Below are 23,622 nucleotides of genomic sequence, written 5' to 3'. Positions count from 1 at the left end.
CCGTTTTTATATTGATCAAATTGAAGATTACCAGATTTTAACTCTCTTTTCTGGTTCAACATACATTGCATCACCTTTTTTGATTCCAAAAGCTTGGTAGAAAGAATCTAAGTTTTGGATTGGCACAACTGCTCTGTACATTCCTGGAGAGTGAGGATCCGTTTTAACTTGGCTTTTAATTGCTTCATCTCTAGCTTTTGTTCTCCAAACTGTTGCCCAAGAAATAAAGAAACGTTGCTCTGGAGTAAATCCGTCGATTAAACCTGGATTTCCATGAGATTTCAAGTATAATTGCAAACCGTCGTAAGCAGCATTCGTTCCTCCTAAATCACCAATATTTTCACCTAAAGTAAATTTACCATCAACGTGAATTCCTGGCAATGGCTCTAAAGCGCTGTATTGATCAGCTAATTTACCTCCAAGTTCAGTAAATTGTTTTAAATCATCAGCTGTCCACCAGTCAACTAAGTTTCCGTCAGCATTGTAACGAGCACCAGAATCATCAAATCCGTGAGATATTTCGTGACCAATTACAGCTCCGATTCCACCATAATTTACAGCTTCGTCAGCTTGGTAATTGTAGAAAGGTGGTTGCAAAATCGCTGCTGGGAAAACAATCTCATTGTAAGATGGGTTGAAATAAGCATTAACCGTCTGCGGAGACATTCCCCATCTTGTTTTATCTACAGGCTTTGAAAGATCAGCAAGATTGTCAGCATAAGCCCATTTTGAAATATTTTTCATATTGTCAAAATAAGTTCCACCTTCATTAACGTTTTTAATCACTAAAGCTGAATAATCTTTCCATTTGTCAGGATATCCAATTTTAACGGTTAATTTTCTTAATTTTTCAATTGCTTTCGCTTTAGTTTCTTTTGACATCCAAGGCAAAGCATTGATTCTGTTTTCATAAGCAAGCATTACATTCGAAATCATATCTTTTGCTTTCGCTTTTGCTTCAGCTGGGAATAATTTCTCTACGTAAAGTTTACCTAAAGCTTCTCCAGTTACTCCATTGATAACTTGCAAAGCAACCTCTTCACGCGGACGTTGTTTCAAAGCTCCAGTTAATGTTTTTCCATAAAAATCAAAGTTTGCATTTTCGATTTCTGTAGTCAAACTTGAAGCAGCTCTGTTTAAAAGAGACCATTTCAAATACTCTTTCCAAGCTTCTACTTTTTTCTCTGTAAAAGTTTTTTCAAGAGCGATCATGTAACGAGGCTGTGCTACGTTTACAGTATCTAATTTTGTCATTCCAATTCCTGCGAAATATTTTTCCCACTGAATTGAAGGTGTATTCTTTTTCAAATCAGCAACAGCTGTTGGATTGTATTGTTTTCTTCTATCTCTTCTTTCAACACGATCCAATCTTGGCGAAGACATTTCTACCTCTAAAGCTAAAATTTGTTTTGCACTTTCTTTTGCTTTTGCAGGAGATTCACCAATGAATTGCATCATACGAGCAACGTGAAGTTCATATTTTTCACGTTTTTCTTTTGAATCTTTATCTTCTGAATTGTAATAATCTTTATCAGATAATCCAAGAGTTCCAGGGCTTAACGTTACAGCGTTTTTGTTACTGTTTTTAGCATCTGCTCCAACATAAACTCCAAAAAATCCTGAACCACCTACAAGCTGCATTTCAGTCATGTAAGCTTGAAGATCAGCAACATTTTTAATAGCATCGATTTTCTTCAAATAAGGCTGAAGTTGTGTAACTCCTCTTTTATTTCTTCCAACCGTATCCATGATCGTGTTGAATAAAGCAATTGCTTTACCTTGATCTGTGTTTGATTTATACTTCGGATCTTTCGAAGCCTCTTTTAAGATCGCAAGTGAATTCTCGTCTGTTTTTTGACGTAATTCATTAAAACTTCCCCAAGCGTTTCTATCGCTAGGAATTTCAGTCCTGTCTAACCAAGCTCCGTTTACATAACGAAAGAAGTCCTGACCTGGACTTACTTTTGTGTCCATATTAGCAACATTGATACCTGGTTCTTTTGGTTTTGCACTCTGAGCTTGAACTGCAGTTAATGAAAACATTGCAGAAACTACACAAAACACTGGTTTAGTAAGCTTTTTAATCATTATAATTTATTGTTTTAGTATATATACAAACATATTGTTATTATTTTGAATGTTATGTTAAATTCATCAAATAATTAACAGACTATTTTTGAAGGCATCCTTTTGAACGGCTTCAGTTAAACATTTGTCTACACAACTATCATTTTGTTACAAAAATGTTTGACAAATATTTCCAACCGAAAAAACAGATTTCAATTAGAGTTTTCATTCTGTTAAAAAGCCGTTATAATTAAAACTTTAAAATGCTCTTTTTGTATTTTTGCGCCAAATTATATTTATGAAATCGCTTTTGTATAAATACCGCAAATTCTTTATCGTTTTAATTGTATTTTCGGTTGTCACCATATCGTTATTTTATTCGGCTTTAAAACCACAAAAAACACTTCCGATTTATAATCCTGCTGATGTCAATCCAGAATTAGTCGATAGTACGATTCAATACAAAAGCAAATACCACACAATTGCCGATTTTTCGTTTGTAAACCAAAACGGAGATACTATTACCCAGAAAAATTACGAGGGAAAAATTTACGTTGCAGATTTCTTCTTCACAACGTGCGGGTCTATTTGTCCGAAAATGTCAACCAACCTTGTTGACGTTCAAAAAGCTGTTTTAAACAATCCAAAGGTAATGTTACTTTCTCACACTGTTTTTCCTGAAGTCGACAGTGTATCTGTTTTAAAGGCTTATGCCATAAAATATGGTGTTGTTGACAGCAAATGGAATTTGGTTACCGGCGATAAAAAAGAAATTTACACTATGGCTAGAAAATCGTATCTAGCGGTGAAATTGGGTCGCCCAGATCAGCTTTATGATATGGTTCATACAGAGAATTTTGTTTTGGTAGATCAAAAACGACGTGTTCGTGGATTTTATGATGGAACAAACAAAGAAGAAATCAAACGTCTTTTAGAAGACATTGATTTCTTGTCAAAAGAGTAAAATCCCTTATTTTTAGAAAGATTTAGCATAATCAAGAGTGTTAAATGCCTTGAAATAAAGAATAATTGCCTACTTTTGCAATCTAAATTCAATCTAAATAAGCTTGCAAAATACAATTCACACTCTGAAAAAAGGCGAAAAAGCCATTATCAAAGATTTTGATATCGATCTTGTTCCTCTAAAATTATTAGAAATGGGTTGTTTGCCTGGCAGCTTGGTCGAATTAATTCAAATTGCTCCTTTTGGAGATCCTCTTTATTTAGACATAAACGGTTCGCATGTCGCGATTCGTATTGAAACTGCTCGTGAAATTGAAGTTGAACTTATCCAAAACAATTTGTAATGAGCGTTCAAAATATTAATGTTGCCCTTATCGGGAATCCAAATACCGGAAAAACTTCCGTTTTTAATCAGCTTACAGGTTTAAATCAACAGGTTGGGAATTATCCCGGAATTACGGTTGAGAAAAAAATGGGTTTTTGCAAACTTCCCCATAACATCAAAGCCAATATTCTGGATTTGCCTGGAACGTATAGCTTGAACGCTAGTTCAATGGACGAAAGTGTTGTAATTGAACTTTTGCTGAACAAAAACGACAAATTATATCCAGATGTTGCGGTTGTTGTGACTGATGTTGAAAATCTGAAAAGAAATTTACTGATTTACACGCAAATAAAAGACCTTCAAATTCCAACGATTTTAGTGATTAACATGTCGGATCGTATGGAACGCAAAGGAATTTCGCTTGATATTCCGCTTTTGGAAGAAAAACTAAAAACTAAAATTGCTTTAGTCAGTTCAAGAAAAGGATTAGGAATTGAAGAATTAAAAGAATTAATTGTTTCTTATAAAACTATTCCGCACGAACCTTGTTTAAACGCTTCAGTAATTGACGAAGAATATTTCAAAAAACTGCAACATGCTTTTCCGAATCAATTGTTGTATAAATTGTGGCTTGTAATTACGCAAGATGTCAATTTTTCTAATTTAGACCGAAATGAAATCCGAAGTACTTTCACAAAATCACATTCTGAATTAAAACGTTTACAGCAAAAAGAAACCATCAAACGCTATCAATTTATAAATGATGTTCTAAAAGAAGGCTTAAAAGTTGACGCCTCGATGGCGAAAGACATTCGCGCAAAACTAGATCGCGTATTAACGCATAAAGTTTGGGGTTATGCTATTTTCTTTGCCATTTTATTTTTGATTTTTCAATCGATTTTCAGTTGGTCAACCATTCCAATGGATTTTATCGACAGCACATTTGCTTCATTAAGCGCTTGGACAGCTGCCGAATTACCGAGCGGTATATTGACCGATTTACTTTCTCAGGGAATTATTCCGGGAATTGGCGGCGTCATTATCTTTATTCCGCAAATTGCCTTTTTGTTTCTGTTTATTTCCATTTTGGAAGAAAGCGGTTATATGAGCCGAGTTGTTTTTCTGATGGATAAAATCATGCGTAAATTTGGTCTTTCAGGCAAAAGCGTTGTGCCTTTAATTTCGGGAACGGCGTGTGCCATTCCGGCAATTATGGCAACTCGAAATATTGAAAACTGGAAAGAACGCCTTATTACGATCTTGGTAACGCCATTCACGACTTGTTCAGCGAGATTACCTGTTTATGCAATCATCATTTCGTTAGTCATTCCGAGCACACGAGTTTTTGGAATACTGAATCTTCAAGGATTAACGCTGATGTTTCTATATGTTTTAGGCTTTGGAACAGCTATTTTATCAGCTTATATTTTAAATAAAGTTTTAAAATTAGAGTCAAAAACGTATTTCGTAGTCGAAATGCCGAGTTATAAAATGCCTCTTTTCAAAAATGTCGGAATCAATGTTGTCGAAAAAACCAAAGCCTTTATTGTTGGAGCTGGTAAAATCATCTTGGCAATATCTGTTATTTTATGGTTCTTAGCTTCTTATGGCCCAGGAAAAGATTTCAACGAAGCTGAGACTATCGTTAAAGAAAGATTTGCTGATAAAACATTGACTGAAATTCAGTTTGAAAATGAAGTAGCTTCTCAAAAATTAGAGAACTCATATATCGGGTTAATGGGAAGAGCAATCGAGCCGGCAATTGAGCCATTAGGTTACGACTGGAAAATCGGAATCGCATTAATCAGCTCATTTGCAGCACGTGAAGTTTTTGTTGGTACACTTGCTACCATTTACAGCGTTGGCGATACCGATAACGAATCGACTATAAAAAGCAAAATGCAAGCTGAAATCCGACCTGAAACCGGACAAAAAGTATTCAACTTTGCAACCGGAGTTTCCTTATTGCTCTTTTATGCCTTTGCAATGCAATGCGCCAGTACATTAGCAATTACCAAAAAAGAAACCAATTCTTGGAAATGGCCAGCGATGCAACTAGTACTTATGAGCGGACTTGCCTATTTTACTGCTTTAATCGCTTATCAATTATTAAAATAAAAAGTCATGATTCAAGAAATTATAGCTTTTGCCATATTAGGAATCGCAGTTGGATTTCTAGTGAAGAAATTCTTCTGGAAATCTAAAAAGAAAAAAGATTGTGGTGACGGGAATTGTGGTTGCAGTTAAATCAAAAATAAAAAGTCTTTTATTGTTATTTTAAAAGCTTAAAAAGGTTTTAGCAATCGCTGTTTTTAGATAATTTTATCGAATTAAATCCAGCGAAAATGACAAAATATGAAAGAGAAGAAATTATAAGAGACAATAGAGTTGCCAGATTATTATGGTTTGCACTAGGTTTTTTATGCGCGTTTGCCATAATGTGTCTTTTAAAATAAAAAAACAGCTTCAAGGGAATCTTGAAGGTGTTTTTTTTAATCTTTTTTGAAAATCTACTTCACTCCTTCCCATTCTGCATAAAACTGCGCAAGAAAATATTCCATAAAATGATGTCTTTCAGAAGCAATTTGTTTTCCTCTTTCTGTATTCATTTTATCTTTCAAAAGCAAAAGCTTCTCATAAAAATGATTTATGGTTGGCGCATTGTTCTTTTTGTATTCTTCTTTCGTCATGTTTGTAACGGGAGCGATTTCCGGATCATACAAGGCTCTGTTTTTAAATCCGCCGTAATTAAATGCTCTTGCAACACCAATTGCGCCTATTGCATCCAAACGATCTGCGTCTTGAACAATATCCAACTCAACGGATGAGAATTTTTTTTCGAAATTTCCGCCTTTATAAGAGATATTTTCAATGATATCGACAACATGTTGAATAATCTCCTCAGAAACATTTTCGGCTTCTAAAAACGCTCTCGCTGTTTTTGGACCAATACTTTCATCTCCATTATGAAATTTACTATCGGCAATATCATGAAGCAAAGCTCCTAATTGTACAATCTCAAGATTACAATTGGTATCTTTTGCAATCAAAAGCGCATTTTTGTAAACCCGTTCAATATGAAACCAATCGTGGCCCCCTTCGGCGTTGTTCAATTTCTCTTTTACAAAAGTGATTGTTTTATGAATTAATTCAGAAGTATTCATAGTGGCATTTTTAACATTAAGTGAGCAATTTTGTTAGCTCAAGGATTTAGCTGATTAAAAAAATTTGACAGATAAAGATTTATGTTTTATAAAAAATGTTGATTGCCAAAAAGCTGGTAAAGCCATGACAATCAACATAAAAGTATTTAAAATTTTTAAACGCAACCTTGTTGCGATTTAAAATTTAAACTATATTTTTTTGAATTTATAATCGCGCTGGTTCAACCCATTTGAAAATGTGAGATTCTTTTGGAATCACAATTCTTTCTGAGATTTTAGCCATACGAGCCGGTAATTTCATTAAATAATCACGAGCTTTTTCAGCTTCGTCAGTTAAATTAGAAATTTTGTCAATTTCCCATTTATTCATCAATTTCTGCATGATATCAACATAATCATTAGCCGTATAAACTCCGATACGTTGTGCTGAATCTGAAAATTGCTCAAAAGCAGAACTGATTTTTTGACCTGATTCTCTCAAAAAGTGAGCTGGCATAACGATTTTCTGCTTCATCATATATTGAAAAGCCAACATCATTTCACTTGGATCAACTTGAAAAATTCTCGTTACAAATTCGCTGTATGCATGGTGGTGACGCATTTCGTCTCCCGCAATCATCTTACACATTTTAGACAACTTGTTATCGCCAAATTTCTTTGCAATTTGTGAAACCCTATTGTGCGAAACATAAGTTGCTAATTCCTGAAAACTAGTATATACAAAGTTTTTGTATGGGTCAGTTCCAGTTCCAATATCAAAACCGTCGTTGATCAAATGCTGTGTAGTCATTTCGATTTCACGCATGTTCACACGACCAGACAAATACAAGTATTTATTTAGAAGATCTCCGTGGCGGTTTTCTTCACCAGTCCATTGCCTGATCCATTTTGACCAGCCATTTCCGCCGTTCTCCACCTGATCTACACCTTCTACATCCATTAACCAAGATTCATATGTAGGCAAAGCTTCTTCAGTGATCGTGTCACCAACAAGCGTAACCCAAAAATCGTATGGAAGTTCTTTCGCAATTTCACGCAACTCTTTTACCTCCTCAAAGAAATTTTCTCCTTCAGAATTAGGCAAAAAGTCTGACGGCTGCCAAATTTTTTCCACTGGAATTAAATACTGTTCAACGAAGCTATCCACGTTTTTTTCCAAAAACTGCATTACTTCTAATCTAATGTTTTTTATAGACATTACTTATTTTTGATTTGGGATTTAAGTTTCCGCATTTTCGCTGAAAAACAAAAATCTATTTATACTCGTTTACTCCTTCTACAACTGCCTTTTCAGTCAAAGCCATTAATTCGGCAAAATCATAATCTTTTACAGCCATTGCTTTGTGAGCGGTAAAAGTGAGATGATTTCCTAAACCAACAGGAAACATTCCGTAACGGACCATTTTCCAAGAATTGTTGATGCTAACCGGAACAACATATGCTGATGGCGCATATTTGCATAAGATTTTTAAACCGCTTTGCGCAAATTCTTTTGGTTTTCCTGTTTTGCTGCGTGTTCCCTCTGGAAAAATCACTGCAGATCTGGTGTTTTTTTCAATATATTCAGACAAGCCTTTGATTACAGGAATCGCTTGTTTAGGGTCTTTTCGGTCAATAAGCACTGATCCGCCGTATTTCAAATTGAAAGAAACACTTGGGATTCCGCTTCCTAACTCTTTCTTACTTACAAATTTACAATGAAAACGTCTAAAGTACCAAATCATTGTCACGATATCGTACATACTTTGATGATTGGCTACAAAAATAATCGGAGCTCCCTTCGGAATATCCTCTACACCTGTCACTTTATACGTTGTTCCAACAAGATTTGTGCATCTTAAAAGGCAAAAGTTCAAATAATCAACACTTTTTTTGTGTGCCTGATATCCAAAAACATTTAAGCAAATCCATTGTATTGGGTGAAAAACCACCAAACACAAACCAAAACATAAGTAGTAAATAACAGAGATTGGGTACGAAATTATCTTTTGCATGCCTGAAAAATTAATTGCCAAAAGTAGTAAATATATTTTTAGCCTTATAAAAATTGAAAACAATAACTGTTTTTCTCGTTTAATTGTACCTTTGCCATAAAATTTGCAAATTTTTTCTGAACTAAATGAGCTTTACTTACCCTAAAAACGAACGCTTAAAAAGCAAAACAACGATTGGATTACTGTTTTCTGAAGGAAAATCGGTCTCAAAATATCCGCTTCGTTTGGTTTATCGTCAAGCGGAAGAAAATTCAGAAGAAAAAATCAAGCTTGGTGTATCAGTTTCAAAGAAATATTTCAAGAAAGCAGTTGACCGAAACTATTTCAAAAGAGTTTTGAGAGAAACGTATCGCTTGAACAAACATTTGCTTTTAGAAAATCTGAACCAACCCTATTCAATCATGTTTTTTTATCAGACTAAAGACAAATTATCGTATCAGGAAATCAGTGAAAAGACGATTCAATTGTTTGAGAAATTCCTGCAACAAGTCAACAAAACTTCGGATTCTGAAAATAAAACAGAATTGTAAATTTCAAAACGTAAGATTATTAATCAACTTAGACAAAAAAATCGTAGTTTTAGCTCTAAATTGAAATTTTATGCGATATATTTTCTTTTTTCTCTTTGCCATTTTGACCTTTTCCAGCTGTGAAAAACAAACTACAAAAGCTGATGTTGTTTATGATTCTGCAATAACGCTTGCAAAAGTATCATCTCCGAGCCAATCTGCTTCCGGCGAAATTATTATTCCCGAAAAGATTATCAAACAAGCTAGTCTTAAATTTGAAACTAATGATTTAGAAGCTACTTTTGATCAAATTAACGCGGCGATTATAGCAAATAAAGGAAATGTTCAAAATGATTATCAGGAAAAGAGCAATAACCGAATAAGCAGGACTCTAAATGTTCGTGTTCCGAGTGAGAAATTTGATTCCTTCTTGGGAGCGATATCGAAAGGAGTATCTTATTTTGATGAGAAAAATATCTCTTCAGATAATGTTACGGAACAATATATTGACTTAAATTCTAGACTGAGTACAAAACGTAAACTAGAAAAACGTTACTTAGAAATATTACAAAAAGCCACTAAAATAAGTGAGATTTTAGAAATCGAAAAACAGATTTCAACGATTCGTGAAGAAATTGAAGCCAAAGAAAGTCAGCTAAAATATTTAGAAAGCCGCGTTTCAGAAAGCACTATTAGTATTGAATTTTATAAAACAATAGCCCAAAAAGAGAATGTCAAAGTATCATATGGATCCAAAATCCTAACAGCGATTAAAACCGGATTTTTTAGTTTATCCGATTTTTTACTTTCTATTGTGAGTGTTTGGCCATTTCTTATCCTTTTTGGCGCAATTGTATATTTTATTAGAAGAAGATTTAAAAGAAGAAAAAAAGCATAAATCATGTATCCTTATTTAAAAAAGAAGTTCGTTATACCAGCCGTTGCAGCAGGATTTTTGTTTGTTGGAACTAGTTTCAAAGAAGATTTTTTTGAAATTGCCAAACAAATCGAAATCTTCACAACTTTATTCAAAGCCGTAAATACAAATTATGTTGACGAAACCAATCCAGGTGATTTGATGGATAAAGCCATCAAAAGCATGCTTGGAAGTTTGGATCCCTACACTGTTTACTTCAATGAGCAAGATGTTGTTAATTTTAAAATCAACAATACAGGTGAATATACAGGGATTGGTGCTTTGATCGCAAGAAAAAAAGATCGCTTAATTGTTCGTGAACCTTACAAAGGTTATCCAGCCGATAAAGCCGGACTTAAAGCCGGCGACGAAATTATTCAGATTGGTGATGTTTTGATTGCCGATTATAAAGATGACGCTTCACAATTAATGAAGGGAACTAAAAACACCAAAATCCAAATCAAATACCTTCGTCAAGGAAAAACCAATACAACCGAATTGATTTTGGATGAAGTTGATATTAAATCGGTTCCTTTTTATGGAAAAATAGATGATAAAACGGGTTATATTGTTCTTTCACACTTTAGCAGAAAAGCTTCAGCTGAAGTTAAAGACGCTCTAGAAAAGTTAAAAACTGACGGAGCGACTCAAATTGTATTGGATTTAAGAGGAAACCCAGGCGGGCTTTTAAATGAAGCCATCGACATCTGCAATTTGTTTGTTCCTAAAAATGAAGTGATTGTGACGACAAAATCAAGAATCGAAAAACACAACAACACCTACAAAACAACCAAAGAACCTGTCGATACTCAAATACCATTGGCTATTTTAGTAAATGGACGAAGTGCATCAGCCTCTGAAATTGTTTCTGGCGCTTTGCAGGATCTAGACCGTGCGGTTATTTTAGGAAGCAGAAGTTTCGGAAAAGGCTTAGTGCAACGCTCAGTTGATCTTACTTACGGAACACAATTGAAAGTTACTATTTCACGCTATTACACTCCTTCTGGACGTTGTATCCAGGCACTTGATTATGCGCATAAAGACAAAAACGGAGTTGCTCAAAAAACTGATGCTAAAAACTATAATGCTTTTAAAACCAGAAAAGGAAGAACGGTTTATGATGGCGGAGGCGTTTTGCCAGATATTGAATTAGACGAAACCAAAATGAGCCCGATTACAACGGCTTTACTAAAAAACGATGGCATTTTTGATTACGCAACAAGCTATTACTACAAGAATCCAAATCTTGGTGATAAAATTCCGGTAATTACAGATGCTGATTACACGAGTTTTAAGCAATATCTGAAAACCAATAAAATCAGTTTTGATACTGAAACTGAAGTTGCACTGAGAAATACTTTGACTGCAGCCAAAAATGAAAAAATCGAAGAAACAATTGCGCCAGAATACCAGCAATTATTAGTTGCTTTAGAAAAAAGCGAAACTACTTTGCTGGATAAAAACCAAAAAGAAATCAGAGGCTTAATTCAGGAAGAGCTTATCAAAAGATACCAATATCAAGAAGGTTTATATCAATTTTATTTAAAAAATAATTCAGAAATTAAAAAAGCGGTGAGCGTTTTAAATAATCAAACTGAGTACAAAACGATTTTAAAAATGTAAAAATGAAATGAAACTTTGTTTAGCCCTATTTCTGTTTATTATTTACAATTTATCGGCACAGCAAAAACCTATCGAAACCATTTATTTTGAGTTTGACAAATATGATCTTACTCCTCTACAAACCGAAGTTGTAACTAATTTTATTAAAAGTATTGATACATCAAAAGTTGAATCAATACAAATTTATGGATACTGCGATGATCGTGGTAATGACGAGTATAATTTTAGATTATCGAGCAATCGTGCCAATACGATTCAGAACTTATTGATAACTTCAGGATTTAACCAAAGCAAGATTGTTATTCTAGAAGGAAAAGGGCGAATTGTTCTACGTCCCGATACTATTGAAAACCTGCACGAAACGCGGTCACGGAATCGGCGGGTTGATTTGATTGTAGTAAAAAAGAATAGTTTTGGGAAAGGAGTTTATACTTCTTTTAAAGACAATCTAAAAGTGGGCGACAAAATATATTTAGAAAATATTCTGTTTGATATTGGAAGTTCAAAATTAACCTCATCGTCACAAAAAGAACTCGACAAAATCGCCGAAACACTCTTAAAGCAAAGAAACCTGCAATTCGAAATAAGAGGTCATGTTTGCTGTACGCCCGACATATACAGCGACGGAATTGACAAAGTTACCAAGGAAAGAAGACTTTCTTGGAACCGAGCCAAAACGGTTTTCAATTATTTAAGCTCTAAAAAAGTTTCAAAAAACAGAATGACCTATCAAGGATGTGGCAATAAATATCCCCTAGGAAAAGGCGATAAATACGACCGAAGAGTGGAATTTTTGATTACTAAGATCTGATTGTTTTTTGTTTTAAACATATCAATACACAAAGCATTTACTTAAAGTAATACTTCAAAAAAAACTGTTATTAAATTGTTTTAAAGATAATTACAAAAAAAATTAAAACCGAAATCACATTAACGCACCTTGTTTGCATTAATGTTTTTTACCCACGAATCATCTCAATATGCTCAATATCATCTTCTAAATACATTTCACTAGTTTGGACAAAACCGTGACTTTCGTAGAACTTTTTTAAATACAATTGCGCACCAATTGTGATTTTATCTTTTCCGAAATTAGACTTTATTTCAGCAATGGCTTTTCGCATTAAATCGTGTCCTAATTTTTTATCTCTATAATTAGCATCAACAATCACTCTTCCGATAGAAGCATTATCAAAACTGATTCCGGCTTCGAATAAACGAGAATAAGCGACAATTTTGCCATCAAGTTCGCCCATAAGGTGCAACGCTTTTTTATCTTTCCCATCGAGATCCAAATAAACGCAATTTTGCTCCACTACAAAGATCTCACTTCTTAATTTAAGCAAATCATATAGCTCGTTAACCGTTAATGCCTCAAAAGGCTTTATTTTCCATTTTAGTTCCATTCTGATAAAATTTTGCCACAAAGGCACAAAGTCGCAAAGTTAGCTTTATATTTTTTGCTAATAATATTGATTTCAATAAAAAGCCCGATTACAAATTTTGAATCGGGCAATTTACTTTATAGAAATTCTAGTTTTAACCTTTCAAACTGTCAGGAAAACTTTTTTACTTTGTTACTCTGCAACTTTGTAACTCTTTAAAAACTATTTCTTCTTCGAAATAATTTCCATGCTTTTATATTCAACACCGTTTTTCATATCATACATTTCAAACTTTCTAGTTGTTGGATCAACTATAGTATAAACTTCACGATAAGGCGTTTTTTTCCCCTTTACTGGATCTACAGTTTCTCCTTTTAATTCGATTGTTTTTGAGCTTTCGTCATATTTACCATAACCCACCATCATGCCAGTTCCCATATTGTCAATAAAGGTATTCGTAAATTCTTTAGTGGCATTATTATATGCTAACGTTCCTTTTCCTTCAAAAGGAGCTCCCATAATAGTACCTTTATAATCAGTTTCTTGATAACGCCCATCGAAAAGCATTTTTACGGTTGCTATTGAAGTTGCTTTTTCTGGTTTACCGTTTGGCTCATACCAAAAAGTCATGTCGCAAGTCCACGTTCCAACTTCTTCAGCCATTATTTTATGTGGCTCGCCCGGAGTAGCATATGCCTGCCAAGCCTTTGTTGCAGTTGCAGAATCTACAGGTGCTTCAGCTTCGGCAACTGGTTCTTCGGTTTTAATACTATCTATATCTTTTGCTTCAACAGTTTCGGTTTTGACTTCTTTTTTACAAGAAATAAAACTCAACAACAATACTACTAATATTCCGGTTGCATTTTTCATAAGTATTTGTTTTTACGTTTGTTACAAACAAATTTAAGAAAAATGTTTGAAGTTTCTTGTTTTTGGTTTCAAGTTTCAGGTTTCAAGTTTCAGGTTTCAAGTTTCATGTTCTATGACCGCAACTTAAAACTTGAAATAAAAATTTTTACTTCTTATCAATCTTAACTGATTTTATAATCGCCTCAAGATCAAGCATCAAATCACGTTCTTGATTTGAAGGCGAATAACAAAAACCTTCGATCACTAAAATTCGGCTGTACTCCTCATCGATAATTGCGTAGTTAATAAAGGGCCCTGCCATAAAATCATTTTTCATTTCCCAGCTACCTTTTGTTTCGTATGTTTTTTTTCCATACAAATTTGTGATAGAAAAATAAGGTGCATAAGCTTCACCTGTAATCATTCGAGTTTTGGGTTCTCTGCCTTTGATATATTCTCCAACAGAATCTCTCATTTTAACAATATCTGCCACTACATTTGATTTTTTAAATGAGCTAATTGGAATCTGATAAATAAGCAAACTAGTATTCCCGCTTATAATATTCTTTTTCAGCCAAATAAAATTCTTTTTATGCAATACGTATTCATATCCAACCGGAATTTGAAGTTCGGCATGAAATTTATTTTTGATGACAGCTTGATTCATCAGTGCTTTGCTGTTATCCTGCTGAATTTTATCAATCTCGGCATCGTGAATGATTTTAATCATTTGAGCCGAATTAAGTTCGATGCTACAAATGATATCATCGACAGATTTTCCGTAAATGCGAAAAGTATTGTGTGGAAGTTTTTTACTACGAATGATTTCGAATTTATCTGTCGTTGCTTTTTTCACGACAATAATGCTTCTGCTGTCTGTCACAAAACCTTCTAACAAACGTGCAGGATATTGATTGATTGTAAAAAGAGGCTCTTCTTGAGTAAGTCCCCACACGGGAGAAGCAAATTTATTTCTGATTGTATCACCAACTTCTCCGTACCATAATTGATCGTCAATGATAACAGAAATCGTATTGGTTTTTCCGGATACAGGCTGAGATTGCTTTTCGTTTTTTAAACACGAAATCAGCAAAAAAGGTACTATTAGAAATAAAAAAAGGGTTTTATTCATTTTTTTAATTTATGAAATAAAACCCAAATTTAGATGATTTTTTTATTATCCGTTTATTTTAAGTTTCATTCCGGGTTTAATATCTCCATCTTTAATGCCATTCCATTTTTTAATATCTGAAATCGTAACACCAGGATATTTTTTAGAAATGCTATAAAGTGAATCTCCTTTTTTAACGTAATAATCTTCGCTGATTTTCTTAGAAACTGAACCTTTTTTGAATGAATCTACAGAAGCATTTGAAGCTATAGCAGTATTCGTATTTGCCGTTTCTTCAATTGCAGGAACTTCTTTAGAAATTACTAAAGTTTTTCCTAAACCAATATTGTTTGAAGTTATACCATTAAGTTCTTTTAACTCTGCAATAGTCATACCGAATTTCTTAGCGATATTGCCTAAATTATCACCAGCCACTACAACATACTCCTGAGGAAGTGCTGTTTTTTCTTTATCATCTGCGGCTGCGATAGCTTCTTCAGATTTTTTCTCTACAGCAGGAATTGCTTTTGCATCTTTAGAAATTTTAGAAACATCAACATCAGATTTGATTTTTAACTTTCTTCCTAATGCAACATTATTTGATTTTAAACCATTCCATTTCTTTAAATCGACTAGATTAACATCGTATTTCTCTGCAATTGCGCCAAGGTTATCTCCTTTCTGAACTTCATAAAATTGAAAATTCGAGTTCATTTTCTCTGGTTGCAATTTTGCTTTTGGCGCGACTTTCATCGCTAATTTTGCAGGTATTGTATGTCTTGTAGATTGATAATCAACGTAAGCATAAATTTGTTTTTCATTAGAAACAAAAGTTGCTATTTTATCTTTTGGAAGACGCAAGCAATGTTGTTCTCCTTGATAATACGGCACAACATTTAATTTATACGAAGGATTTAAAAGCTGGATTTGAGATTGAGGCATATCAAGCAAATCGGCGATTTGTTTGAAAGTCATCTCTTTTTTAATATTTATAGTATCCGTTTCAAAGTTTTTGACAACGGCTCTTTCTGGATTGATTCCGTGTTCTTTGTGATATTCAAAAAGATACATTGTTGCTAAAAAAGCAGGAACGTACCCTTGAGTTTCTTTTGGAAGATAATTGCGGATGTCCCAATATTTAGTCAAGCCACCAGAACGGCGAATTGCTTTGGTAACATTTCCAGGACCCGAATTATACGATGCTAAAACAAGTTCCCAATCACCAAAAACCTCAAACATTTTGGTCATGTATTCACTTGCTGCTGCTGTGGCTTTCATGGGATCACTGCGCTCATCAACATACGAATCGATTTTTAGGGCGTATTGTTTTCCTGTTCCGTACATGAACTGCCAAAGTCCTGTAGCGCCCATTTTAGAAACTGCTTTAGGATTTAAAGCAGATTCTACAACGGCTAAATATTTGATTTCTAAAGGAACATTGTTTTTTGCAAATGATTCCTCGAAAATTGGGAAATAATATTCTGATAAAGCCATTAATCGAGAAAACGATTTTTTACGATTCTTAAGAAATGACTTTATTATATTTTCTAATCCTTGATTGTATTCAATGTTAAAAGGTGATTTTTCATTCATTGCCTGTAAACGCTGTTTTAGCAATTCGGTCGGCAATTCTTCATCAACAGTAACATCTGAATTTATGGTTTGAATATCTTTTGATAGATCATCATAAATATCAAGACTTGTCAATTCCTTCATCCAAAGGCTGTCTGCTTTCGCAGCCATCTCATTTTTCTTGAAAGTGCTTTTAACTGAATCTAGATATGATAATTTTGCTTCAGGCTTAATTTCAACTTCAGAAGATGCACTTTGTTGTGCAAACATTGTCATTGAAAAAAGTGCTGAGGCCAGTATTGATATTTTCCTTACAATCATATAACATTTTTTTAAAATCTTATAAATCAAATATTTATAAGACATGTATTTTTGCAAAACTAAAAAGTTTAGTGTTTAAAAATACGTAAAAAAATGTTAATTGTGATATTTTAGTCTAAAATAGCAGCAATTCCAGGTAAAACTTTGCCCTCAAGCATCTCTAGCATAGCTCCTCCTCCTGTTGAAACGTAGCTCATTTTGTCTTCAAGACCAAATTGTTTTACCGCAGCAACTGAATCTCCACCTCCTACTAATGAAAATGCACCATTTTTAGTTGATTCAGCAATAAAATCACCTAAAGCAATAGTTCCTTTTGAGAAAGTTTCCATTTCAAAAACTCCTAATGGACCATTCCATAAAATTGTTTTTGAATCTAAAATTACTTTTTTGAAGTTCTCTAAAGATTTTGGACCAGCGTCAAGACCTTGCCATCCGTCAGGAATTGCAGTAACGTCAACAACTTGAGTATTTGCGCTGTTTGAGAAATCATCTGCAGCAACTACATCAACTGGAATGTGAACTTGTACACCTTTTTCTTTAGCCGCTTTTAAAATATCTAAAGCCAATTGCAATTTATCATCTTCGCAGATAGACTCACCGATTTTTCCGCCTTGTGCTTTGATGAAAGTAAAAGTCATACCTCCACCAATAATCATATGATCTACTTTATCTAAGATATTTTCGATAACTGTAATTTTTGAAGAAACTTTAGAACCTCCAAGAACTGCTGTAACAGGTTTTTCACTGTTTTTCAATACTTTATTTAAGCTGTCGATTTCTTTAGCCAATAATGTTCCGAAACATTTGTCATTTGGAAAAAATTGAGCAATAATTGTAGTCGAAGCGTGTGCTCTGTGAGCTGTTCCAAAAGCATCGTTTACATAAATATCTCCAAGTGAAGCCAATTCTTTAGCAAAAGCAACATCTCCAGCTTCTTCTTCAGCATGAAAACGTAAATTTTCCAATAATAAAACTTCTCCTGGTTTTAAAGCTGCCGCTGCATTTTGAGCCACTTCCCCAACACAGTTTTCAGCAAATTTTACTTGAACTCCTAAAATTTCAGAAGCTGTTTTTAAAATATGTTTTAATGAATATTTTTCTTCAGCACCTTTTGGTCTTCCTAAGTGCGACATCAAAATCACGCTTCCACCTTGTGCTAAAATAGCATCAATTGTAGGTTTAGCCGCTTCAATACGTGTTGCATCGGTTACATTGAAATTTTCATCTAAAGGGACATTAAAATCAACACGAATAATGGCTTTTTTATTTTTAAAATCGAAATCGTTTAAAGTTTTCATTTTTATTATTTTTTAGGTTTTTTTTCGAAAGAACAACAAATATAGAACTTTTACAGTACTAATAAATTCGGATAAACCAAAAAATCGATAATTAAAAGAACGAAAACGTTATAATTTCACAAATAAATTGGTTTATTAAATATTAAACACAATTTTAAATACAAATTTCACATCTTCTTAAACATAAAAAAACCTTTCCTGTCTTGCAGACCGACAGAAAAGGCAAAAAATGAAACGAAAAATTTCTACTTTATTAACCTTTTAAAATTTTAAGTTTTTAAAAATATTAGTTTTTGCTATCCTAACAGGTTTCCAAAACCTGTTAGGTATTAATGTAAAGTCTTTTAAAGAAAAAAAATACTAGAAAATTGAGGTCTATTGTAAATTAAATTATAAATATTAAAAGATCGTAAAATACCTAACAGGTTTTGGAAACCTGTTAGGGTATAAAATTAAAATCAGTTACTGTTTTTACTATTTATTTTTGGAGAAAACAGATTGATAAATTCTTTCGAACGGGAAACATAATAGTTTCAAATTCGTTCGCTTCTTCTATATTCTTGGAAACCAAATAATTTCCTTCCACAATTCCGAAATAAGTCAATAAAGGCGAATAAAATGTAATTCCTATTTTATGTTTTGATGAATCAGTACGGTCAGTATTAATAATATCCAGTTGATAATTGATAAATGGAAAATAGTTGTTTCCGAGAACGTCTGTCACACGATGAAAGTTTCCTTTTAGCTGATCAACGTAACCGCTTGCTGCGATTCCCGTTAAAAAATGCAATTTTTCTGCTTTTTCATTTTCGGCCAATAATTCACGAAAAGTATTTTTTGGATTTGTTTCCGAATTGAATTGCTGGCTCTGCATTTGATATTCTTTGAAAGTATCTTCAAAAACATATTTATCCCACAGAAAAGTCGAAGAACTGTCAATTACAATTCGGTACGCCAATTTTATTTTTTTGATTTCCATTTTCCAAATTTTAAAACTTCAACGGCACTTCAATAACAAGCAAAATCGCGTTTTCAGACAAAGCTTCCCATTCGATGGTTGAAATTCTTTTCATTCCTAAGCCATCTTTAGCTTCCAATAATCTATTTTCAATTTCAAAAGCTCCGTTTATAACAAAAACAAAAACACCATTTTCGGCATTTTTCAAGGTATAAAAGCCTTCCTTTCTTCCATCGTAAATTCCGACAAAACCGAGTGCTTTCTCGATTTCAAATAAGACATTTAACTTATTGTGCGCCGTGATGTCAAACTTATACTGTTGGAAATAATTCTTGAAATACTGTGGGCCCATTTGAAAATCAATTTCAAGATAACTCACGTTTTCCTCGTAGTATGGATTGAAGATTTCGACTTCCAAATCATCATCGGCCGCAATAACCCGAATTTGATCAACGCGTAAAAACTCCTCATTTCCAATAGTATCCTTGTATTCAATACCGCCAAATAAAGGCAAAATGATCACATTTGAATTTGAACTTATAAATCTAGTAATACGTTGTTGGGGAGCGAGTATTACCTCGTTTAAAATTTTCAAAGATCCAAAGCCTTTTCGGGATATATCTTGGTAACGTTCAAAATTAAAAGTTGCGTAACGATTGTGCTTCGCCGAATTGAAAACACCTCGCGCATCTGACTTATAAATTTGAGCTGGAATTTGCGTTATCATTTTTATTCGTTTTAAAAACTATCCCGCGACGTTTATCGTGTGCGTTAAAACAAAACCTTCACTTACACTCCCAGTTATAGTTGACATTTCTTTTGCAGCAGAATCCGAAAACACATTATCAGATGCATTATAGGTGTAACCAGTCAATCCTTTTGTATAGCCATTTGCTGTTGATGCGTTTACTAAGGCAACCGCACTGTTTGAACCTTCGGGAAAAGCAATTTGAGTTACCAACAAAGATGTTCCGCCGGCGTTATAAATATGTACGTGAATATGAGTTGCTCGACCAGAATACCAACCTGGAAAAATAGAGGTAAATGTTACCAATCCGTTTTCGTCTGTGGTTTGTCTTCCTCTTAAAAAGTGAACCGAAGTATAATTTACAGACTGCATTGAAGTTCCACCGTATTCAGAATAATATCCGTCTTTGTCGCAATGCCAAATATCTACAATGGCATTTTTTAAAGCTGCACAACTTGCATTTGTATTCTTGATCGTGATTTTGATTGTAAAGGCAACGCCAGTTCGATCCATTGTAATATTAGATTTTACTAATGACGAAGGCGTAATAGTTGGAAATGGTCCAGCAGTTTCAGATGGAGTTACTGAACAATCACTTGAAGATGAACCAGAACCAGAAGATGAACCAGAACCAGTTGAAGAATCAGAATCATCATCTTTACTGCATGAGTTAATGATTGGAATTGCCAAAGATGAAATTCCCATTAAACCCAAACCTCTTAAAAACTCTTTTCTTTTCATTGCTTTTTAGTTTTAAATGTTATACCAATGGAATGATTAACAGTTATTTTCGAGTAAAATTATTCGAAATTAAAGCGTTGGAAAAAGTTTGAGGTAAACGATAAAATTTATGAGGTAAACAAGGAAAATTTTATTATTTGTAGTAAAAATAAGTCGGTAACATTTTCCTTATTTCTTGTCTAAAAGTGCAAAAAAAGCTTCTTCATAACTGGTGCTGATAGGTATTTCGGCAGTGTCTATAAAAATTACTTTGTTTCTGATTTTTTCCACTTTAGAAATCGGAATGATAAAAGATCGATGAACTCTGATAAATTCTGTTTCTGGCAATTTTTGAAGCATCGCTTTTAGCGTCATTCTAGCCACAACAGTTTTTTGATTTTGAATATGAATTTTAACGTAATCATCTAAACCTTCGATATACAAAATATCCGAAAACAAGATTTTTATCAAACTGTAATCGGCGCGGATAAAAAGATATTGTTGTTCAATGTTTTGATTCTGCTGTTTCCATTGCGAAAAAGCTTTTTCGGCGGCTTGCTGAAAACGAGAAAGAGAAATGGGTTTTAAAAGATAATCGGTTGCGCTCAAAGTAAAACCTTCAACAGCAAATTCAGAATAAGCGGTTGTAAAAATCACCATGGTTTTGTTTGGAAGCTTTTTGTAAAAATCCAAACCAGAAATCGACGGCATATTGATATCCAAAAACAATAAATCAACAGGATATTTCTTAAGGTATTTAAATGCTTCATCAGATTTCGTAAAGACTTTTTCCAGTTCAATGTAATCAATTGTGTCACATAAACTCTGGAGAATTTCTAATGCTAATGGTTCATCATCTAATGCGATTGCTTTTATCATCCTATTTTTATAGATAAATTTACAACGTATTTTTCAGGAGTATCTTCAATTTTGAGCTGATGCTTGTTTGGATAAACCAATTTTAATCTTTCAATTGTATTCTGAAGTCCGATTCCAGATTCAGATTGAACGGAGAAAGTCTTTTTATTAGAAACAAATAAGATCAGCTGTTCTTCGATTATATCAATACGAATACAAATTTCAGAAGTTTGATCTGGATTTACACCATATTTGAATGCATTTTCGATGAACGAAATTAGAATAAGTGGTGTAATTTGTTTTCCAAATGTATTTCCGATAACCTTATAGTCAACAATAACGGTATTTCCTAAACGCGTTTTTTGAAGCGAAATATAATTGTTGATGTAATTTATTTCTTTAGTCAAATCAATTACTTCATCATTTGAATTGGTCATGATGTAGCGCATTAATTCAGAAAGTTGTACGACTGCATCAGGCGTTTTATCATCTTTTTTCAAAGCCAAGGCATAAATGCTGTTCAAAGTATTGAACAAGAAATGCGGATTGATTTGTGCTTTCAAGAAAGCCAGTTCCGATTTTACTTTTTCTTTCTCGACGCTCTGCAATCTTCCACTAATAGCAAAAAGAAGACTTGAAATTACTCCTATCAAATAAACCAAAGCGGTATGTCCGTATTGCGTTGGCGGACCACTTACTAAATCAAAAGGTTCTTCTTTTAAAAAAGAAGGAGGCGGAGGAAATTGTTCTGGAAATATTCCAGGATTGTGTTCAAAATGCTCCGGTGGATTTCTGAAATCTAAAAAGTTACGGTTTGGATGATCTAAAGTCGTTGAGATCCAAAGAAAAAATAAAAGAAATGCAATAATGATTAAATAATAAACAAACTTTTTTTCGGAAAAGTAAAACGTTGGAATTAAATAATAATAGTTAAAATAGAAAAAGCAAAGCAGCGTAAAATAGATAAAAAAGTAAATACGATCATGCGGATTTGTATATAAATGGGGCAATGAAAAAATCGTATTTGTCGATGTGAAGGCATACGGCAAAAATAGAAAAGCGAGGCACAAAACGATGTGTTTTGCATAAAGTGAAAATTTTGCTTTCATAAATCAAATTTGATTTACCGCTTTGACAATGCAAATCGATACAATTCAAATTTAATGTTATTGTGAGTTTATTTCAAATTATTGCGGTAAAAACACATAATGTTGCGACTCGCTTTATAAAAATGGCTTATTCGGCCTTAAAATGGTTTTGTTTTTAATCGTGAACTGGACTCTGCGTACAAGGACAATTACTGATTGACTGCAAGAAATCAAAACCTATAGTTACTACGTGGGTACCTGTATTGTAATTTCCTAAATCGTTGAACATAACTTGGTATGAATATCCGAAGTAAAATCTAGACTTCATGAAACCAGCCATTGGTCCTACAGATAAAGGCTTCGGAAATTGGTCATTTAACATACGATAAGAAACCCCAATCCAATAATAATCTTCGTAACGATTGTAGCGTCTGTATTTGAAGTTGAAATCGGTTGTAGAACGTTTATCACTTGCAAAATACTGGTAGAAAACAGATGGTTCATATTCTATTCGTTTATTTTCTCCGTCGTTAAAAATATATCCCGTATACACTTGATAATTCGAAAGCAGATTTGGCTCTACTCCGCGGTATTTGTCTACATTTTTCTTTAAAACGTTATTTGCATTGAAACTCAAATAGAAATTTTTATTACGATATAAGGCACTAATATCAAAGTTGTTGTTTGCTGTATAACGGTTGTCTGTCACCGATGGATCAAGAATTGGGTGCTCAATAGTATTATTGAACTCATCAATATCAATTCTGAAACTGTTGAAGTTATACGAAATACCAAAAGACAAATATTGCTTAGAATAGTAATCTAAAATCAAGTGATGCGCAAACGAAACTTTTGCACCAGTTTGTCTTGTATATCCATTTTTATCATTGTAAAGTGAGATTCCCACACCAGAACGATCTAAGATTCTAAAATCTGCATACAAAGATTGGTTTTCAGGCGCATCTTTGATTCCGACCCATTGGGTCAAACCATTGGCTCTAATTCTAAGGTTATCTCCAATACCGGCATATGCAGGCGAAAGTACAAACGGGTTATCAGCTAAATACTGGGTAAACACTGGTAGGTTTAACTCTTGGCTGTAACTTGTTGTTACAGCCATGAGTACTAAGGATAAAATAAACTTTTTCATTGT

General features: G+C 33.6%; 23 protein-coding genes. 8 read left to right on the top strand and 15 right to left on the bottom strand.

Annotated elements, in window-relative coordinates; all coding sequences use genetic code 11:
* Positions 1-27 precede the first annotated feature (27 nt).
* Positions 28-2,088: a M13 family metallopeptidase gene (locus H600_RS0102870; RefSeq protein WP_026727377.1), complete on the bottom strand. Its 2,061-nt coding sequence runs from the start codon at positions 2,086-2,088 to the stop codon at positions 28-30.
* Between the two features lie 277 nt (positions 2,089-2,365).
* Here H600_RS0102870 and H600_RS0102865 point away from each other — a divergent pair, with 277 nt between their 5' ends.
* From H600_RS0102865 to H600_RS22670, 4 genes are all read left to right on the top strand, one after another.
* A complete protein-coding gene (locus H600_RS0102865) occupies positions 2,366-3,031 on the top strand; it encodes an SCO family protein (protein ID WP_026727376.1) in 666 nt (221 codons plus the stop codon).
* Positions 3,032-3,134: 103 nt separating this feature from the next.
* Positions 3,135-3,374, top strand: a complete 240-nt coding sequence (locus tag H600_RS0102860; RefSeq protein ID WP_026727375.1) for a FeoA family protein — start codon at positions 3,135-3,137, stop codon at positions 3,372-3,374.
* Entirely contained in the window at positions 3,374-5,473 is a 2,100-nt protein-coding gene (feoB, locus tag H600_RS0102855; protein ID WP_026727374.1) for a ferrous iron transport protein B, read from the top strand. Before H600_RS0102860 ends, feoB begins: the two co-directional genes overlap by 1 nt.
* 6 nt (positions 5,474-5,479) lie before the next feature.
* Entirely contained in the window at positions 5,480-5,602 is a 123-nt protein-coding gene (locus H600_RS22670) for a FeoB-associated Cys-rich membrane protein (protein WP_084157333.1), read from the top strand.
* A 263-nt stretch (positions 5,603-5,865) separates the two neighbouring features.
* Here H600_RS22670 and H600_RS0102850 read toward each other — a convergent pair whose 3' ends face one another.
* From H600_RS0102850 to H600_RS0102840, 3 genes are all read right to left on the bottom strand, one after another.
* Positions 5,866-6,519 (bottom strand): HD domain-containing protein, encoded by a 654-nt coding sequence (locus H600_RS0102850; protein ID WP_026727373.1) that lies wholly within the window; start codon positions 6,517-6,519, stop codon positions 5,866-5,868.
* A gap of 205 nt (positions 6,520-6,724) precedes the next feature.
* Entirely contained in the window at positions 6,725-7,717 is a 993-nt protein-coding gene (locus tag H600_RS0102845) for an acyl-ACP desaturase (protein ID WP_026727372.1), read from the bottom strand.
* A gap of 55 nt (positions 7,718-7,772) precedes the next feature.
* Positions 7,773-8,513: a lysophospholipid acyltransferase family protein gene (locus H600_RS0102840; protein ID WP_026727371.1), complete on the bottom strand. Its 741-nt coding sequence runs from the start codon at positions 8,511-8,513 to the stop codon at positions 7,773-7,775.
* Between the two features lie 125 nt (positions 8,514-8,638).
* Between H600_RS0102840 and rnpA the strand changes: the two genes are divergently transcribed.
* The 4 genes from rnpA to H600_RS0102820 all read left to right on the top strand — a co-directional run bounded on the left by rnpA (position 8,639) and on the right by H600_RS0102820 (position 12,372).
* The gene (rnpA, locus tag H600_RS0102835) at positions 8,639-9,043 is read left to right on the top strand and encodes a ribonuclease P protein component (protein ID WP_026727370.1); all 405 of its coding nucleotides are present in this window, start codon (positions 8,639-8,641) and stop codon (positions 9,041-9,043) included.
* A 70-nt stretch (positions 9,044-9,113) separates the two neighbouring features.
* Positions 9,114-9,920: a DUF4349 domain-containing protein gene (locus H600_RS0102830; protein WP_026727369.1), complete on the top strand. Its 807-nt coding sequence runs from the start codon at positions 9,114-9,116 to the stop codon at positions 9,918-9,920.
* Between the two features lie 3 nt (positions 9,921-9,923).
* Positions 9,924-11,561, top strand: a complete 1,638-nt coding sequence (locus H600_RS0102825) for a S41 family peptidase (RefSeq protein WP_026727368.1) — start codon at positions 9,924-9,926, stop codon at positions 11,559-11,561.
* A 7-nt stretch (positions 11,562-11,568) separates the two neighbouring features.
* Positions 11,569-12,372: an OmpA family protein gene (locus tag H600_RS0102820; RefSeq protein ID WP_026727367.1), complete on the top strand. Its 804-nt coding sequence runs from the start codon at positions 11,569-11,571 to the stop codon at positions 12,370-12,372.
* A 148-nt stretch (positions 12,373-12,520) separates the two neighbouring features.
* Here the strand turns inward: H600_RS0102820 and H600_RS0102815 are convergent, their stop codons facing one another.
* From H600_RS0102815 to H600_RS0102760, 11 genes are all read right to left on the bottom strand, one after another.
* Positions 12,521-12,967, bottom strand: a complete 447-nt coding sequence (locus tag H600_RS0102815) for a GNAT family N-acetyltransferase (RefSeq protein ID WP_026727366.1) — start codon at positions 12,965-12,967, stop codon at positions 12,521-12,523.
* A gap of 201 nt (positions 12,968-13,168) precedes the next feature.
* Positions 13,169-13,816, bottom strand: coding sequence for a DUF1579 domain-containing protein (locus tag H600_RS0102810; protein WP_026727365.1), 648 nt, complete (start codon positions 13,814-13,816; stop codon positions 13,169-13,171).
* A 145-nt stretch (positions 13,817-13,961) separates the two neighbouring features.
* Complete coding sequence (locus H600_RS0102800; RefSeq protein WP_026727364.1) at positions 13,962-14,927, bottom strand: DUF4837 family protein; 966 nt, start codon at positions 14,925-14,927, stop codon at positions 13,962-13,964.
* Between the two features lie 45 nt (positions 14,928-14,972).
* Entirely contained in the window at positions 14,973-16,799 is a 1,827-nt protein-coding gene (locus tag H600_RS0102795) for a LysM peptidoglycan-binding domain-containing protein (RefSeq protein WP_026727363.1), read from the bottom strand.
* 110 nt (positions 16,800-16,909) lie between these two features.
* Entirely contained in the window at positions 16,910-18,097 is a 1,188-nt protein-coding gene (locus tag H600_RS0102790; RefSeq protein ID WP_026727362.1) for a phosphoglycerate kinase, read from the bottom strand.
* A gap of 478 nt (positions 18,098-18,575) precedes the next feature.
* Positions 18,576-19,076 carry a hypothetical protein gene (locus tag H600_RS21775; RefSeq protein ID WP_051234348.1) on the bottom strand — a complete coding sequence of 167 codons (501 nt, stop codon included), beginning with the start codon at positions 19,074-19,076 and terminating at the stop codon, positions 18,576-18,578.
* A 10-nt stretch (positions 19,077-19,086) separates the two neighbouring features.
* Positions 19,087-19,782, bottom strand: a complete 696-nt coding sequence (locus tag H600_RS0102780; RefSeq protein WP_026727361.1) for a pirin family protein — start codon at positions 19,780-19,782, stop codon at positions 19,087-19,089.
* A gap of 18 nt (positions 19,783-19,800) precedes the next feature.
* The gene (locus tag H600_RS0102775; RefSeq protein WP_026727360.1) at positions 19,801-20,544 is read right to left on the bottom strand and encodes a dioxygenase family protein; all 744 of its coding nucleotides are present in this window, start codon (positions 20,542-20,544) and stop codon (positions 19,801-19,803) included.
* A gap of 168 nt (positions 20,545-20,712) precedes the next feature.
* Complete coding sequence (locus H600_RS0102770) at positions 20,713-21,402, bottom strand: LytR/AlgR family response regulator transcription factor (RefSeq protein ID WP_026727359.1); 690 nt, start codon at positions 21,400-21,402, stop codon at positions 20,713-20,715.
* Positions 21,399-22,490 (bottom strand): sensor histidine kinase, encoded by a 1,092-nt coding sequence (locus H600_RS0102765; RefSeq protein ID WP_026727358.1) that lies wholly within the window; start codon positions 22,488-22,490, stop codon positions 21,399-21,401. Before H600_RS0102765 ends, H600_RS0102770 begins: the two co-directional genes overlap by 4 nt.
* A gap of 154 nt (positions 22,491-22,644) precedes the next feature.
* A complete protein-coding gene (locus H600_RS0102760) occupies positions 22,645-23,619 on the bottom strand; it encodes a PorP/SprF family type IX secretion system membrane protein (RefSeq protein ID WP_026727357.1) in 975 nt (324 codons plus the stop codon).
* Positions 23,620-23,622: the final 3 nt, after the last annotated feature.

This window comes from Flavobacterium denitrificans DSM 15936 (assembly GCF_000425445.1).
Taxonomy (GTDB): Bacteria; Bacteroidota; Bacteroidia; order Flavobacteriales; family Flavobacteriaceae; genus Flavobacterium; species Flavobacterium denitrificans.
This window is presented reverse-complemented; position numbering and strand designations above follow the sequence as displayed.

Excerpts from the sequence above, each read along its gene's own strand:
- H600_RS0102870 (WP_026727377.1), bottom strand. The coding sequence starts at position 2,088 with ATGATTAAAAAGCTTACTAAACCAGTGTTTTGTGTAGTTTCTGCAATG.
- H600_RS0102850 (WP_026727373.1), bottom strand. The coding sequence starts at position 6,519 with ATGAATACTTCTGAATTAATTCATAAAACAATCACTTTTGTAAAAGAG.
- H600_RS21775 (WP_051234348.1), bottom strand. The coding sequence starts at position 19,076 with ATGGAAATCAAAAAAATAAAATTGGCGTACCGAATTGTAATTGACAGT.
- H600_RS0102765 (WP_026727358.1), bottom strand. The coding sequence starts at position 22,490 with ATGAAAGCAAAATTTTCACTTTATGCAAAACACATCGTTTTGTGCCTC.
- H600_RS0102820 (WP_026727367.1), top strand. The coding sequence starts at position 11,569 with ATGAAACTTTGTTTAGCCCTATTTCTGTTTATTATTTACAATTTATCG.
- H600_RS0102830 (WP_026727369.1), top strand. The coding sequence starts at position 9,114 with ATGCGATATATTTTCTTTTTTCTCTTTGCCATTTTGACCTTTTCCAGC.
- H600_RS0102795 (WP_026727363.1), bottom strand. The coding sequence starts at position 16,799 with ATGATTGTAAGGAAAATATCAATACTGGCCTCAGCACTTTTTTCAATG.
- H600_RS0102770 (WP_026727359.1), bottom strand. The coding sequence starts at position 21,402 with ATGATAAAAGCAATCGCATTAGATGATGAACCATTAGCATTAGAAATT.
- feoB (WP_026727374.1), top strand. The coding sequence starts at position 3,374 with ATGAGCGTTCAAAATATTAATGTTGCCCTTATCGGGAATCCAAATACC.
- H600_RS0102825 (WP_026727368.1), top strand. The coding sequence starts at position 9,924 with ATGTATCCTTATTTAAAAAAGAAGTTCGTTATACCAGCCGTTGCAGCA.
- H600_RS0102810 (WP_026727365.1), bottom strand. The coding sequence starts at position 13,816 with ATGAAAAATGCAACCGGAATATTAGTAGTATTGTTGTTGAGTTTTATT.
- H600_RS0102865 (WP_026727376.1), top strand. The coding sequence starts at position 2,366 with ATGAAATCGCTTTTGTATAAATACCGCAAATTCTTTATCGTTTTAATT.
- H600_RS0102790 (WP_026727362.1), bottom strand. The coding sequence starts at position 18,097 with ATGAAAACTTTAAACGATTTCGATTTTAAAAATAAAAAAGCCATTATT.
- H600_RS0102815 (WP_026727366.1), bottom strand. The coding sequence starts at position 12,967 with ATGGAACTAAAATGGAAAATAAAGCCTTTTGAGGCATTAACGGTTAAC.
- H600_RS0102840 (WP_026727371.1), bottom strand. The coding sequence starts at position 8,513 with ATGCAAAAGATAATTTCGTACCCAATCTCTGTTATTTACTACTTATGT.
- H600_RS0102845 (WP_026727372.1), bottom strand. The coding sequence starts at position 7,717 with ATGTCTATAAAAAACATTAGATTAGAAGTAATGCAGTTTTTGGAAAAA.
- H600_RS0102780 (WP_026727361.1), bottom strand. The coding sequence starts at position 19,782 with ATGATAACGCAAATTCCAGCTCAAATTTATAAGTCAGATGCGCGAGGT.
- rnpA (WP_026727370.1), top strand. The coding sequence starts at position 8,639 with ATGAGCTTTACTTACCCTAAAAACGAACGCTTAAAAAGCAAAACAACG.
- H600_RS0102800 (WP_026727364.1), bottom strand. The coding sequence starts at position 14,927 with ATGAATAAAACCCTTTTTTTATTTCTAATAGTACCTTTTTTGCTGATT.
- H600_RS22670 (WP_084157333.1), top strand. The coding sequence starts at position 5,480 with ATGATTCAAGAAATTATAGCTTTTGCCATATTAGGAATCGCAGTTGGA.
- H600_RS0102775 (WP_026727360.1), bottom strand. The coding sequence starts at position 20,544 with ATGAAAAGAAAAGAGTTTTTAAGAGGTTTGGGTTTAATGGGAATTTCA.
- H600_RS0102760 (WP_026727357.1), bottom strand. The coding sequence starts at position 23,619 with ATGAAAAAGTTTATTTTATCCTTAGTACTCATGGCTGTAACAACAAGT.